Origin of the sequence: Sinomonas atrocyanea (genome assembly GCF_001577305.1) — a bacterium.
Lineage (GTDB): Bacteria > Actinomycetota > Actinomycetes > Actinomycetales > Micrococcaceae > Sinomonas > Sinomonas atrocyanea.
In genome coordinates this window covers 2,592,181-2,605,227 of record NZ_CP014518.1, presented here as the reverse complement: position 1 = coordinate 2,605,227, position 13,047 = coordinate 2,592,181, and the positions used below count along the sequence as shown (strand labels likewise).

The following is a 13,047-nucleotide window of genomic DNA, read 5'->3' as shown; positions in this document are numbered from 1 at the left end:
CGACTCGGGCCGCCCGATGAGCAGGATCATCGCGGGCATCATCGGCGGCACCCCCCTGGCCTCGGTGCCCGGATCGGCGACGCGGCCCACCACGGACCGCGTCAAGGAGGCCCTCTTCTCGCGCCTCGACGCGCTGGGCGTCCTCGCGCGGGCCCGGGTCCTCGACCTCTATGCGGGCTCCGGCGCCCTCGGAGTGGAGGCCGTGAGCCGAGGGGCCTCCACCGCTGAGCTCGTCGAAGCGGACGCGAAGGCGGTGGGCGTGTGCCAGCGCAACGCCCGGCTCGTCAACGACGCCGTGGGCCGCCGTGCCGTCACCGTGCACCGGGGCAAGGTGGGATCGTTCCTGGACACGACCGGGGCCGGCCGGCACTGGGACCTCGTGTTCATGGATCCCCCGTATCCGCTCGGGGAGGACCAGCTCTCCCGTGTCCTCGAGGCGCTCGCGCCCCACGTGGCCGAGGACGCCCTCATCGTCGTCGAACGCTCGGCCCGCTCGCCCGAGCCGGGCTGGCCCCAGGGCCTGCAGCACTTCGGCGAGCGCAAGTACGGGGAGACGCGCCTCTGGTTCGCGGAGCCCGCGGATCCGGACGCCGCGCCCGCGCCGTCCGGCTCCGCGGAGACCGTGGCGCCATGACGACCCTCATGACGACCCCGCTCTCGGCCGGCCTGCCGGTGCTCGTCCCCGCCGCGGACCTCGCCGCCGCCCCGCAGTGGTGGGAGCTCGTCGCCGCTCTCGCGCCCGTGGGCACGCTCGCCGCCGCGCTGGTTGCGGCCATCGTCGGACTCGGGACCATCCGCCAGCGCTCCTACTCGGACCGCCGCGCGGAGTTCTGGCGGCGGACCGAGTGGGCCCTCGAGGCCTCGACATCCCAGGACCCCCAGCTCGCGGCCATGGGCACCATGGTCCTGGCCAGCCTCGCCAAGAGCGACCTCATTGCCAGCGACGAGGAGCTGCAGCTGCTCGATGCCGTGTGGATCGACCCCATCGCGGAGGCCGAGGAGGCCGGCCTCGACGAGGAGCTCGGCGACGGCGAGGAGGACGGCTCCGGGGACGCGCCCGGCCCCGAGCGGACGTAGGCCCCAGCGGCCCCGCCGCGTTCTCGACGGTCCGCGCGGCGGACCGGCCGCGCCGCCGGCGGCGAGGGCCGTGGACGGCCGGGGGCGGCTGAGGCGATACTGGAAGGGAGCCTGCGGCACAGGCCCTGATCCGCGGGCCCTTCGCGGTCAGGACGGTCAGGCACGAGAAGGAGGAGCCGTGAGCAAGCACGAGGCGCTCCCCGGCGAGGATACGGGGCGGCACACCGGCGAGAAGGCCGGAGAGCGGCGTCCGGGTGCCTCGGACCGCCGGGTCCAGATCGCCGCGGCGAAGCTGCGCGTCGTCCTCGATGAACGGCTCAACCGCCCGACCCCCGAGTGGGTCAAGCGGCTCGCCGAGCAGAAGCTCGCGAGCTGAAAGTCACCCCGCGAGCGGGTCGAGATCGACCCCGCGGACCAGGCGCGTGGGCTGCGGGCCGGCCGCCGGGAGGCCCGCGCTCCAGGACTCGGGCCATGCGCCCGTGAGCCCGATCGCCACGATGTTCCCCGGGAACCTCGCCGTGAACATCTCCGGTTCGGACAGCGCCGCGACTTCCCGGAAGACCGTCCGCATGGCGCCCAGCTGGGACCGAACGAGCGTCAGCGGCGGGTCGTCGCCGATGTTCACCAGCAGCACGCCGCCCGGGGCCAGGAGCTCCGCGGCCTCGGCGTAGAAGGCAGGCTCCGCGAGGTGGGCCGGTGCCTCGGGCCCTGAGAAGATGTCCAGCACGATCACGTCGAACGGCCCCCGCGCGGCGGCCTCCGGAAGCTGCCACCGGGCATCGCCGAGGTGGATGCTCAGATCGGTCCCCGGAGCCAGGGGGAGGCGCTCGAGCACGAAGTCGAGCAGCTCGCGCTCGAGCTCGACCGCCGCCTGGACCGACCCCGGCCGGGTCGCCGCGACGTACCTGGCGAGGGTGAGCGCGCCGGCACCGAGGTGGAGCGCCCGGAGCGGGGCCCCGGCGGGGGCCATGGCGTCGACGACGTTCGCGATCCGGCGCAGGTAGGCGTAGAAGACGTGGCCCGGGCGGGCGAGGTCCACGTGGGACTGCTCGGCGCCCCCGATCGACAGCACGTACGCACCGGGGACGAGCGGGTCCGGTTCCACGGAAGCGTGCGCGCCGATGCCGCGGAGATACCGGCCCGGGCCGGCCCCGGCCGGCGTCACACGAGCTCCGCGAGCCGCGAGAGCCGGGTGGCAGCCTCGTGCAGGAGCGGCTCCTTCTTGCAGAAGGCGAAGCGCAGGAGCGACCGCGTCCGGCCGGCGCCCTCGGGATGGCAGAAGACGGAGACCGGGATGGCGGCGACGCCCACGAGCTCGGGCAGGCGCCGGGCGAGGTCCACGGCGCTGTCGAACCCGAGGCCCGCGGTGTCCGCCGTGATGAAGTAGGTGCCCTCGGGCCGGTAGACGTCCAGGCCGGCCGCCTCCAGGCCCTGGGCGAGGATGTCCCGCTTGGCCTTCAGCGCCGCGGCGATGCCCTCGAAGAAGCTGTCCGGGTAGCCCAGGCCGAGCGCGACCGCCTCCTGGAACGGGGTCCCGGAGCTGTAGGTGAGGAACTGCTTGATCGTGCGGACGCGCCCCACCAGCTCCTCCGGGCCGGTGACCCAGCCGACCTTCCAGCCGGTGAAGGAGAACGTCTTCCCCGCCGAGGAGATCGTCAGGGTGCGCTCGGCCGCCCCCGGGAGCGACGCGACGGGAACGTGGCGGGGGCCGAACACGAGGTGCTCGTAGACCTCGTCGGTGACGATCACGGCGTCGTGCTCCGCGGCCAGCGCGACGATCCGGGCGAGCACGTCGCGGCCGAACACGGCCCCCGTCGGGTTGTGGGGGTTGTTCACGACGACGACGCGCGTGCGCGAGCCGAACGCTGCCTCGAGCTCGGCCAGGTCGGGCTGGAACGAGGGAGCGCGCAGCGGCACGGTGACGTGCTCGGCGCCGGCGAGGCCGATCATGGCTCCGTAGGAGTCGTAGAACGGCTCGAAGGTGAGGACCTCGTCGCCCGGGCCCGCGAGGGCGAGGATGGCTGCGGCGATGCCCTCCGTCGCGCCGGTGGTGACGATGACCTCGCGCCACGGGTCGAGCGCGATCCCGTAGAAGCGCTCCTGGTGCGCCGCGACCGCCTCCCGCAGCCGCGGGATGCCCTGCCCGGGGGCGTACTGGTTGGCGCCGGAGAGGATCGCGGACCGGGCGGCCTCTGCCATCTCGGCCGGTCCGTCCTCGTCGGGGAAGCCCTGGCCGAGGTTGATCGCGCCGTGCCGGACCGCGAGGCCCGTCATCTCCTCGAAGATGGTCACGCCGAGCCTGCCGTCGGCGCCGAGGACGTTCGCCCCCGCTGCCGTGCGCTGCCACGCCGAGGCGTGCTGTCCTGCTGGTCCCTGCCCTGCGGAAGTCACCCGTCCATGCTATCGGCGCGGGCCACGCCGGTGGCCCCACGCGCCCGCGGCCGGCGAGGGGCCATGCAGTATGTTGGCCGTATGCGACGCGCGGTGTGCCCTGGCTCCTTCGACCCCATCCACAACGGGCATCTCGAGGTCATCGCCAGGGCCGCGAACCTCTTCGACGAGGTCATCGTCGCGGTGTCGACCAACTACGCGAAGAAGTACCGGTTCGGCCTCGAGGAGCGGCTCACCCTGGCCCGTCGGACCCTCGGGGCGATCAGCGGCATCCTCGTCGAGCCGATGGGGGAGGGCCTCCTCGCCGAGTTCTGCCGGGAACGGGGCGCGAGCGCGATCGTGAAGGGGCTCCGTTCGTCGTCCGACTTCGATTACGAGCTGCCGATGGCCATCATGAACCGGCAGCTCACCGGGGTCGAGACCGTGTTCCTCCCCGCTGAGGCCCACTACGTCCACCTCTCCTCGACGCTCGTCAAGGAGGTCCACGATCTCGGCGGGGACGTCGCGGACTATGTGCCCCGGTCGGTCCTCGCGCGGCTCGCCGAAACCCGTCCGCAGCACTGAGGACGCCGCCGGAGCCGCTAGAATGAATGGGCACCGCACGCTGGACACGGTCCCGGTGCGCCGCGGCACTGCTCGTTTTGGGCCTCGATGCCGCAGCGGCTAGGATAGTGTGTCGGTCTATGTTCTACAGGAGTTCTCATTAAGCGCGAAGCACGTTCGCCTTTGATGTTCGACGTCAAGGACCTCGGGCGCAGCCCGGGGAGTATGCGGACCCTTGAGGAGCATGTACCCGCGCCGGGTGAACTCGGCGTGGCGCTCATCGGCGTCAAGGAAGGGTCCCCCGTGGACCTGGACTTGACCTTCGAGTCAGTGCACGAGGGGATCTTGGTCTCGGGGACTGCGCACGTCACGGTAACGGGCGAGTGCGGCCGCTGCCTGGATCCCATCGAGTACGGACTCGACGCCGAGGTGCAAGAGCTTTTCTTCTTCGAGGGCCCGGGGCTCTCGGACGGAGAAGACGATGAAGAGCAACGTCGAGTCGAGCACGATTCCATCGATCTTGAGCCGGTGTTGCGGGACGCAGTGGTACCGCTGCTGCCGTTCCAGCCGGTGTGCCGGGAAGACTGCGAGGGCCTGTGCTCCGAATGCGGAGTGCGTCTTGCGGACGAGCCGGGGCACCACCATGAGGTCGTCGACCCCCGGTGGGCTGCCTTGGCAGATCTGGCGAAGCCAGACCGGCACGACGATGAGTAAGTGTTGGCACTAAGAGAGAAATGAGTTAGCCGTGGCTGTTCCCAAGCGGAAGATGTCTCGCTCGAATACCCGCGCCCGCCGCTCGCAGTGGAAGGCCTCCGTTCCCACGCTGGTCAAGACCGTTGAGAACGGCCGCGTGACGTACAGCCTTCCCCACCAGGCCAAGGTGGTCACCGACTCGGCCGGGACCGAGCTGTTCCTCGAGTACAAGGGCCGCAAGGTCGCCGACGTCTGATCCGGCGGAATCTCGCGCATGAGCCCTCATGACGAGCTTTTGAAGCGTCTCGGCGTCGACATCGACGCCGAGACGCTTCGTCTTGCCCTCACCCACCGTTCCTTCGCCTACGAGAACGGCGGCATTCCGACGAACGAGCGCCTAGAGTTCCTCGGCGACTCGGTCCTCGGCTTCTCCGTCACGGAGCACCTGTACCGGGAGTACCCCGATCTGAGCGAGGGCGACCTCGCGAAGCGGCGTGCCGCCGTCGTGAGCACCCGCGCCCTCGCCTCGATTGCCCGGCGCCTCGGCGTGGGCGAGTTCATCTACCTCGGCCAGGGCGAGAAGGTCACTGGCGGGAAGAACAAGTCCTCGATCCTCGCGGACACGATGGAGGCGCTCATCGGGGCGACCTACATCTCCAACGGGCTCGAGCCGGCGCGCCAGTTCGTCGTCGGCCTCATCGAGCCCCTCCTCGCGGACGCCGCGGTGCTCGGGGCGGGCACGGACTGGAAGACGCACATCCAGGAGCTCGCCGCGAGCCGGCAGCTCGGCCCGATCCACTACGCGGTGATCGGGGACGGCCCGGACCATGCGCGCACGTACACGGCCACCCTCCTCATCGGCGGCACCGAGTACGGGACCGGCACCGGGAACTCCAAGAAGGAAGCCGAGCAGCAGTCGGCCGCCAACGCCTGGAAGGTCCTCGGGACCGACAGCGCCGCTTCCGCGCAGGCCTGAGCGGCGATGCCGGAACTGCCCGAAGTCGAGGTGGTCCGCCGCGGCCTCGCCTCCTGGGTCGCGGGGCGGACCGTCGAGGCGGTGGACGTGGTGGACGCCCGCTCCGTGCGGCGCCACACCCTCGGGCCCGAGGACTTCCGCGGCCAGCTCAAGGGCGCCCGCGTGCTCGACGCCGTGCGCCGCGGCAAGTACCTCTGGCTGCCGCTGTCAGACCCCGGGGCCAGCCCGCACACGGCGCTCCTCGCGCACCTGGGCATGAGCGGCCAGCTCCTCGTCGAAGAGCCCGAGGCGCCCGACGAGAAGCACCTCAAGGTCCGGCTGACCCTCAGCGACGCCCCCGGCATGCCCCGCGAGCTGCGCTTCGTGGACCAGCGCATCTTCGGCGGCCTCGCCGTCGTGCCGCTGGTCCCCACGGACGACGGCGGCCCCGGCGGCCGCGGCGACTCCGCCCTCGCGCTCATCCCGGGGGAGGCGGCCCACATCGGGCGCGACCCGCTCGATCCGCTCTTCGACCCGGAGGCGTTCCACCGTCGCCTGCGGGCGCGGCGCACGGGCATCAAGCGCGCCCTCCTGGACCAGCGCCTCGTGTCCGGGATCGGGAACATCTACGCCGACGAGGCGCTCTGGGGCGCGCGCCTGCACTACGCGAGGCCGACCGACACGCTCCGCCGCCCCGAGACGGACCGGCTCGTGCATGCCGTGCGGGACGTCATGGGCCGGGCCCTCGTGGCCGGCGGCACGAGCTTCGACTCGCTCTACGTCAACGTCAACGGCGCGTCCGGGTACTTCTCCCGCTCCCTGGACGCCTACGGCCGCGCCGGGCGGGCGTGCCGGCGGTGCGCGGCGGCGGGCGAGGCCAGCATGATCGTCCGGGAGCCGTTCATGAACCGCTCCTCCTACCGCTGCACCCGCTGCCAGCCGGTTCCGCGCAACGCCCGCTGGTAGGCCGGTTCCGTCGGTGTCCGGTGGCACAATGACGGACAACCGCCCCTTCCGCCCCGGCCAGCCCAGAGGAGACCCGCAGTCCCTTGCACCTCAAGACCCTGACGATCCGAGGCTTCAAGTCGTTCGCCTCGGCCACGACCTTCGAGTTCGAGCCCGGCGTGACGGCGGTGGTCGGGCCCAACGGCTCGGGCAAGTCGAACGTCGTCGACGCCCTCGCGTGGGTCATGGGGGAGCAGGGCGCCAAGACCCTGCGCGGCGGCAAGATGGAGGACGTCATCTTCGCCGGCACGGCCGGGCGGCCGCCCCTCGGCCGCGCCCACGTCTCGCTCACGATCGACAACGCCGACGGCGCGCTCCCCATCGAGTACGCCGAGGTCACGATCTCGCGGACGCTCTTCCGCTCGGGCGGGTCCGAGTACGCGATCAACGGCAGCCAGTGCCGGCTGCTCGACATCCAGGAGCTCCTCTCCGACTCGGGGCTCGGGCGCGAGATGCACGTGATCGTCGGGCAGGGCCAGCTCGACCGCGTCCTGCACGCGACCCCCGAGGACCGGCGCGGATTCATCGAGGAGGCCGCCGGCATCCTCAAGCACCGCCGGCGCAAGGAGCGCACCGTCCGCAAGCTCGAGGCGATGCAGGCGAACCTCTCCCGGCTCGGCGACCTCACCGCGGAGCTGCGCCGGCAGCTCGGGCCGCTGGGCCGGCAGGCGCAGGTCGCGCGCCGCGCGCAGACCATCCAGGCCGATGTCCGGGACGCCCGCGCCCGGCTCCTCGCGGACGACATCGCCACCCTGCGCGCGGCCATGGAGCAGGAGGAGGCGGACCAGGGAGCGCTCGATGCCCGCCGGGCCGCCGTGGAGAGCGGGCTCGACGCCGGCCGCCGCACCCAGGGGGAGGTCGAGCGGTCCGCGGCCGCGGCGGCCCCGCGCGTCAATGCCGCCCGCGACGCGTGGTACCGGCTCTCGCAGAGCCGGGAGAGGCTCAGGGCCCTTGCCTCGCTCGCCGACGAGCGCCGGCGCCTGCTCGGATCCTCGGAGCCTCCGGCGCGCGGCCGCGACCCGGAGGCGCTCGAACGTCAGGCGCGCCAGCTGCGCGCCGAGCTCGAGGCCGTGACGGACGTCGTCGAGGTCCGGGTGGAGGGCCTTGCCGAGGCCGAGGACGCGCGGGCGTCGGCCGAGGAGGCGGCCTCTGCCGAGGACCGCCGCCACACCGCCCTCCTGCGCGCCCAGGCCGATCGGCGCGAGGGCCTCGCCCGCCTCGCGGGCCAAGTGGCGGCAGCCCGCAGCCGCGTCGAGTCGGCTGAGGGCGAGGTCGGGCGGCTCCGCGAGACCCTGGCCGGCGCCGCCGAGCGGCAGCGCGCCGCCGCGGCCGAGTACACGGCCCTCGAGTCGCAGATTGCCGGGGTCGAGGCCGGCGAGGAGGACCTCGACACGGCCTACGAGGAGGCCGCCGCCGAGCTCGAGGCGGCCGAGGCGGAGCGCGAGTCCCTCCTCGAGCGCCGCAGGCGCGCCGCCTCGGACCGGCAGGCGCAGGAGGCCCGCATCGAGGCACTCCTGACGGCGTTCAAGGACCGGGACGCCACGGCCTCCGTCGCCGCGTCCGCGGCCGGGGTGCTCGGACGGGTCGCAGACCTGGTCCGCGTCGAGCCGGGGTTCGAGGCCGCCGTCGCGGCAGTACTCGGGCCCTTCGCCGAGGGCCTGGCGATGGCGGGCGCCCCTGAGGCAGCCGAGGCCCTGGCAGGGCTCAAGGCGGACGACGCCGGGCAGGCGGCCCTGCTGGTCGGCTCGCCCGGGGCGGCCGGCTCGCCCGGGGCGGTCGGGGCGGCCGGGGAGGCGGCCGGGGGCACACCGGCGCTGCCGGCGGGTGCCCGCTGGCTGGAGGACGTCGTCGACCCCGAGCCTGCCGTGGCCGCCGCGGTGTCCAGCCTGCTGCGGGACGCCGCAGCCGTCCCGACCCTCGAGGCCGCGGTCGCGCTCATCGCCGACCACCCGGGGCTCGCCGCCGCGACGCACGACGGCGACCTGGTCACCGCCGCGGGCCTGCTCGGCGGTTCAGCCGGGGCGCCCTCGACCATCGAGCTGCAGGGGCTCCTCGACGCCGCCCGGGACCGTCTCGCTGCCGCCCAGGCGGAGCACGAGCGGTGCGGCTTCGCCCTGGCCGGAGCGCAGGAGCGCGAGCGCGCGGCCCGTGAGCAGGCGGAGGCCGCCCTCGCGGCGCTGCACGACTCGGACGCCCGCTTCGCGGCGGTGGCCGAGAAGCTCGCCGCCCTGGGGACCCAGCTGCGCGGCGCAGAGGCCGAGGAACAGCGCCAGCGCACCGCCCTCGGGACCGCGCTCACCCAGCTCGAGTCCGAGCAGGTCGCGCTCGAGGCGGCCGCCGAACGGCTCGAGCTCGCGGAGGAGGCGCCGGACGCCGAGGAGCCGGACTCCTCCGACCGGGACCGGCTCCAGGCCGAGGCCGCCGCCGCCCGGGCCCGCGAGCTCGAGGCCAGGCTCGCGCTGCGCGCCGCGGAGGAGCAGCACCGCACCCTCGAAGCCCGCGCCCAGTCGCTCGAGCGCGCCGCGGAGTCGGAGCGGCGGGCCGCCGAGGAGGCACGCCGCCGGGCCGAGCGCCGCGCCCGCGAGGCCGCCCGTGCCGGCGCAGTCGCCGCCGCCGCACGGGAGGGCCTGTCCCGGCTGGACCGCGCGGTCGAGGCGGCCGCGGCCGAGCGTGACGCGGCCGAGGCGCACCGCGCTGAGCTGGACGAGCGCCTCGGTGCCCTGCGTCGCCGCAACGACGAGCTCGCCCGCGAGCTCGCCGACCTCAACGACGCCGCGCACCGCGACGAGCTCGCGCGCGCCGAGCAGCGCCTCCGGCTCGAGGCGCTCGAGGAGCGCGTCGTGGACGAGCTGGGCATGGCCGCCGAGGAGCTCGTGCGCGACTTCGGCCCGCACCGCCCCGTCCCCGTGCCGCGCGACGAGGGCGGGGACAAGTGGGCCGCGCTCCGCATCGAGGTGGACGACGAGGGCAACGCGGTCCAGGACGGCGTCCCGTTCGTCCGGGCCGAGCAGGAGAAGCGGCTGAAGAAGGCCGAGCGGGACCTCGCCGCCCTCGGCAAGGTCAACCCGCTGGCCCTCGAGGAGTTCGCGGCCCTCGAGGAGCGCCACCGCTTCCTCGCGGCTCAGCTCGATGACCTGCAGAAGAGCCGCAAGGACCTCCTGCAGATCATCGCGGAGGTGGACGAGCGCGTGCAGCGGGTCTTCGCCGAGGCCTTCTCCGACACCGCGGTCCAGTTCGAGCGGGTCTTCGGCCGGCTCTTCCCCGGCGGTGAGGGCCGGCTGGTCCTGACCGACCCCGAGGACCTCCTCACCACCGGGATCGAGGTCGAGGCACGTCCCGCGGGCAAGAAGATCAAGCGGCTCTCGCTCCTCTCCGGCGGGGAGCGCTCGCTCACGGCCGTGGCCCTCCTCGTGGCGATCTTCAAGGCGCGGCCCTCGCCGTTCTACGTCATGGACGAGGTCGAGGCCGCGCTCGACGACACGAACCTCGGCCGCCTCATCACGATCTTCGAGGAGCTGCGCGAGTCGAGCCAGCTCATCGTCATCACGCACCAGAAGCGCACCATGGAGGTCGCCGACGCCCTGTATGGCGTCTCGATGCGCGGCGACGGCGTCTCGACCGTGATCAGCCAGAAGCTCGACCGCGTCCAGGCCTAGGGCCGCGGGGCCCAGGGAGCGGCGGTGCGGCGGCCGCCCCGGTGGGACGGCCGCCCTGTGAGAAGCTAGGAACCGTGACAGACCTTTCCGCCCTGCTGCCCGTCATCATCATCGTCGCGATCGTGATCCTCGTCGTCGCCGGGGTCGTCATCGGCCTCGTGAGCGGCCGCCGGAAGAAGATCACCTACACCGGTCCGCGAGACGCCAACGATCAGGTCATCGCCCCGACCCGGCCCGGCGCCTCCACGACCGAGGAAGCCCCGCCGGGAGGCACCGGCACGCTGCCGCCACCGGCCGAACCCGAGGGCGAGGCGCCCACCGAGGACGTCCTCGACGAGGCCGTCATCGAGCGCGTCCCGACCGAGACGCCCGCTCCGGTCGCGGGCCGGCTCCAGCGCCTGCGCGAGCGGCTCGTCAAGAGCAACAGCCTCTTCGGCAAGGGGCTGCTGGCCCTGCTCTCGAGCGACAGCATCGACGAGAACGTGTGGGACGAGGTCGAGGAGACCCTCCTGCTCGCGGACATCGGCACGGAGCCCAGCCTCGAACTCGTCGACACGCTCCGCGACCGCGTGAAGGTCATGGGCACCCGCAGCCCAGACGACGTCAAGGCCATGCTCCGGGAGGAGCTCGTCAAGCTCGTCGATCCCTCCATGGACCGCTCGCTCAAGGTCTCCCGGGCCGACGGCAAGCCCGCTGTGGTGCTCGTGGTCGGCGTCAACGGGGTGGGCAAGACCACCACGGTGGGCAAGCTCGCCCGCGTCCTCGTGGCCGAGGACAAGGACGTCCTGCTCGGCGCCGCGGACACCTTCCGCGCCGCCGCGGCCCAACAGCTGGCCACGTGGGGCGCCCGCGTGGGCGTGCCGACCGTCAAGTCGGACGTCGACGGCGCCGACCCTGCCTCGGTGGCCTTCGAAGCGGTCAAGGCCGGCATCGAGCAGGAGGTCGACGTCGTGATGGTCGACACCGCCGGGCGCCTGCAGAACAAGGTCGGGCTCATGGACGAGCTCGGCAAGGTCAAGCGCGTCATCGAGAAGCAGGCCGAGGTTGACGAGGTCCTCCTCGTGCTCGATGCGACCACGGGGCAGAACGGGCTGAACCAGGCCAAGGTCTTCGGCGAGGTCGTCGACATCACGGGCATCGTGCTGACCAAGCTCGACGGCACCGCGAAGGGCGGCATCGTCGTCGCGATCCAGAAGCAGCTCGGCGTGCCGGTCAAGCTCGTGGGCCTCGGCGAGGGCCCGGACGACCTCGCGCCGTTCGACGCCGAGGGCTTCGTGGACGCCATCCTCGCCTGACAGCCCCACCCCCCCCTCGGTTTCGGGTACTCATCTCGTCGCGTATTTCCCGTTCCGGGTACTCATCTCGTCGCGTTTCTCCCGTTCCGGGTACACCAGGGCACGACGGCGCCCGCCTCCTCTCCGGGGGGCGGGCGCCTCGCGTCCGGGGCACCATCAGGGGGCTTCGGGACGCTCCGCCGCCACGTCCTCGGAGCCGCCTTCCACACCACATTCCACGCCGCCCTCCACTGGCCCGGCCGCAGGGGCGCTGGCCGGCGTGCGCGTGGCCCACAGCGGCACCGCGGCGAGCAGGCACGCACCCGAGACGGCGAACGCCCACCCGTACCCGATGCCGTCCGCCAGCGCGCCGGCGGCCAGCGGGCCGAGGATGCTGCCCACATCGGAGGCCATCTGGAACACGGCCAGCGGGCGTCCGCCGCTGCGGCCTGAGCCGATGGTGTCCGCCACCGTTGCCTGCAGCGACGGGCCCAGGAACCCCGCGCCGAAGCCGGCGGCGACAGAGAGCGCGAGGAACACCGGCTCTGAACCGCTCATGCCGAGGAACGCCGTCGGCAGCGCTGTGCCCACGAGTCCGACCACGGCCACGGGACGTCGGCCCCACCGGTCCACGAGGCGCCCCGAGAAGGTGAGCGCCGCCGCGGTGCCACCGGCGTAGAGGGCCAGCGCGAGCCCGGCCGCCTGGGGGCCCGCGCCGAGGGCTGCCGTGGCGAAGAGGGGCACGAGGGCCATCCTGATCCCGAGGGCAGCCCACCCGTTGGCGAAGTTCGAGCCCACGGCCGCCCGGTAGGGCGCATGCGCGAGCGCGTCGGCCAGCAGGAGCTGCGGCCGGGCTGCCGCCCCCGTGTGCGCGGGCGCGGCAGAGCGGCGCCCGAGGAACGAGTGCACCACGGCCGCCGCAACCACGAGGGCCCCCGCGTAGACGAGGAACGGCACGCGCAGCCCGAAGGACGCCAGGAGTCCGCCAATCACCGGTCCGGCGATGTTGCCCAGGAGGAAGGACGCCGCGTACAGGCCCGAGACCCTGCCCCGGGCGTCGGGCGGCGCGAGGCGCACGATCAGCCCCGAGGCGGAGATCGTGAACATCGTCGAGCCGATGCCGCCCAGCCCGCGCACGGCCAGCAGGGTCCAGTAGTCGGGGGCGAACGCGCACGCCGCGCTCGAGGCCGCGACGAGGAGCAGGCCCGTGACGTAGACGGGCCGCTCGCCGAGCCTGTCGACGAGGGCGCCCGCGGTGGGCGCGAGGACGAGCCGCGCGAGCGCGAAGGCGCTCACGATCACGGAGGCCGCCGTCGCCCCGACGCCGAAGCTCGTGGCCAGCTGCGGCAGGACGGGGGCCACCAGCCCGAAGCCGACGGCGATGACGAACGCGGCGGCGACGAGGACCCAGACGTCGCGGGGCACCGGCGTCCGCGGGGAAGTGCGGGGCATG

Annotated in this window: 13 protein-coding genes; 10 read left to right on the top strand and 3 right to left on the bottom strand. The window is 73.5% G+C overall.

Translation table 11 applies throughout. The features are described 5' to 3' along the window. Positions 1–16 precede the first annotated feature (16 nt). The 3 genes from rsmD (at position 17) to SA2016_RS11980 (ending at position 1,453) form a co-directional block, all read left to right on the top strand. Entirely contained in the window at positions 17–634 is a 618-nt protein-coding gene (rsmD, locus tag SA2016_RS11990) for a 16S rRNA (guanine(966)-N(2))-methyltransferase RsmD (RefSeq protein ID WP_066498311.1), read from the top strand. Continuing rightward, positions 631–1,077 (top strand): hypothetical protein, encoded by a 447-nt coding sequence (locus SA2016_RS11985; protein WP_066498310.1) that lies wholly within the window; start codon positions 631–633, stop codon positions 1,075–1,077. The genes rsmD and SA2016_RS11985 overlap by 4 nt, the downstream gene beginning before the upstream one ends. 178 nt (positions 1,078–1,255) lie before the next feature. Next, a complete protein-coding gene (locus tag SA2016_RS11980; RefSeq protein ID WP_066498309.1) occupies positions 1,256–1,453 on the top strand; it encodes a hypothetical protein in 198 nt (65 codons plus the stop codon). Between the two features lie 3 nt (positions 1,454–1,456). On the opposite strand, the gene SA2016_RS11975 is transcribed toward SA2016_RS11980, so the two are convergent. Beyond that, positions 1,457–2,242, bottom strand: coding sequence for a spermidine synthase (locus SA2016_RS11975; RefSeq protein ID WP_066498308.1), 786 nt, complete (start codon positions 2,240–2,242; stop codon positions 1,457–1,459). Continuing rightward, positions 2,239–3,468: an aminotransferase class I/II-fold pyridoxal phosphate-dependent enzyme gene (locus SA2016_RS11970; RefSeq protein WP_066498301.1), complete on the bottom strand. Its 1,230-nt coding sequence runs from the start codon at positions 3,466–3,468 to the stop codon at positions 2,239–2,241. The genes SA2016_RS11975 and SA2016_RS11970 overlap by 4 nt, the downstream gene beginning before the upstream one ends. 81 nt (positions 3,469–3,549) lie before the next feature. Between SA2016_RS11970 and coaD the strand changes: the two genes are divergently transcribed. The 7 genes from coaD (at position 3,550) to ftsY (ending at position 11,615) form a co-directional block, all read left to right on the top strand. Continuing rightward, on the top strand, positions 3,550–4,032 hold the full coding sequence (gene coaD, locus SA2016_RS11965; protein WP_066498299.1) for a pantetheine-phosphate adenylyltransferase: 483 nt from the start codon (positions 3,550–3,552) through the stop codon (positions 4,030–4,032). A 162-nt stretch (positions 4,033–4,194) separates the two neighbouring features. Beyond that, a complete protein-coding gene (locus tag SA2016_RS11960) occupies positions 4,195–4,725 on the top strand; it encodes a YceD family protein (RefSeq protein ID WP_066498297.1) in 531 nt (176 codons plus the stop codon). Positions 4,726–4,756: 31 nt separating this feature from the next. Continuing rightward, positions 4,757–4,960: a 50S ribosomal protein L32 gene (gene rpmF, locus SA2016_RS11955; RefSeq protein WP_066498296.1), complete on the top strand. Its 204-nt coding sequence runs from the start codon at positions 4,757–4,759 to the stop codon at positions 4,958–4,960. Between the two features lie 18 nt (positions 4,961–4,978). Then, entirely contained in the window at positions 4,979–5,680 is a 702-nt protein-coding gene (rnc, locus tag SA2016_RS11950; RefSeq protein WP_066498294.1) for a ribonuclease III, read from the top strand. Positions 5,681–5,686: 6 nt separating this feature from the next. Then, positions 5,687–6,625 carry a bifunctional DNA-formamidopyrimidine glycosylase/DNA-(apurinic or apyrimidinic site) lyase gene (gene mutM / locus SA2016_RS11945; protein WP_066498292.1) on the top strand — a complete coding sequence of 313 codons (939 nt, stop codon included), beginning with the start codon at positions 5,687–5,689 and terminating at the stop codon, positions 6,623–6,625. Between the two features lie 83 nt (positions 6,626–6,708). Then, entirely contained in the window at positions 6,709–10,320 is a 3,612-nt protein-coding gene (gene smc / locus SA2016_RS11940) for a chromosome segregation protein SMC (protein WP_174835417.1), read from the top strand. A gap of 74 nt (positions 10,321–10,394) precedes the next feature. Next, a complete protein-coding gene (ftsY, locus tag SA2016_RS11935) occupies positions 10,395–11,615 on the top strand; it encodes a signal recognition particle-docking protein FtsY (protein WP_066498290.1) in 1,221 nt (406 codons plus the stop codon). Between the two features lie 156 nt (positions 11,616–11,771). Here the strand turns inward: ftsY and SA2016_RS11930 are convergent, their stop codons facing one another. After that, a complete protein-coding gene (locus tag SA2016_RS11930) occupies positions 11,772–13,046 on the bottom strand; it encodes an MFS transporter (RefSeq protein WP_084249478.1) in 1,275 nt (424 codons plus the stop codon). Between the last annotated feature and the right edge of the window lies 1 nt (position 13,047).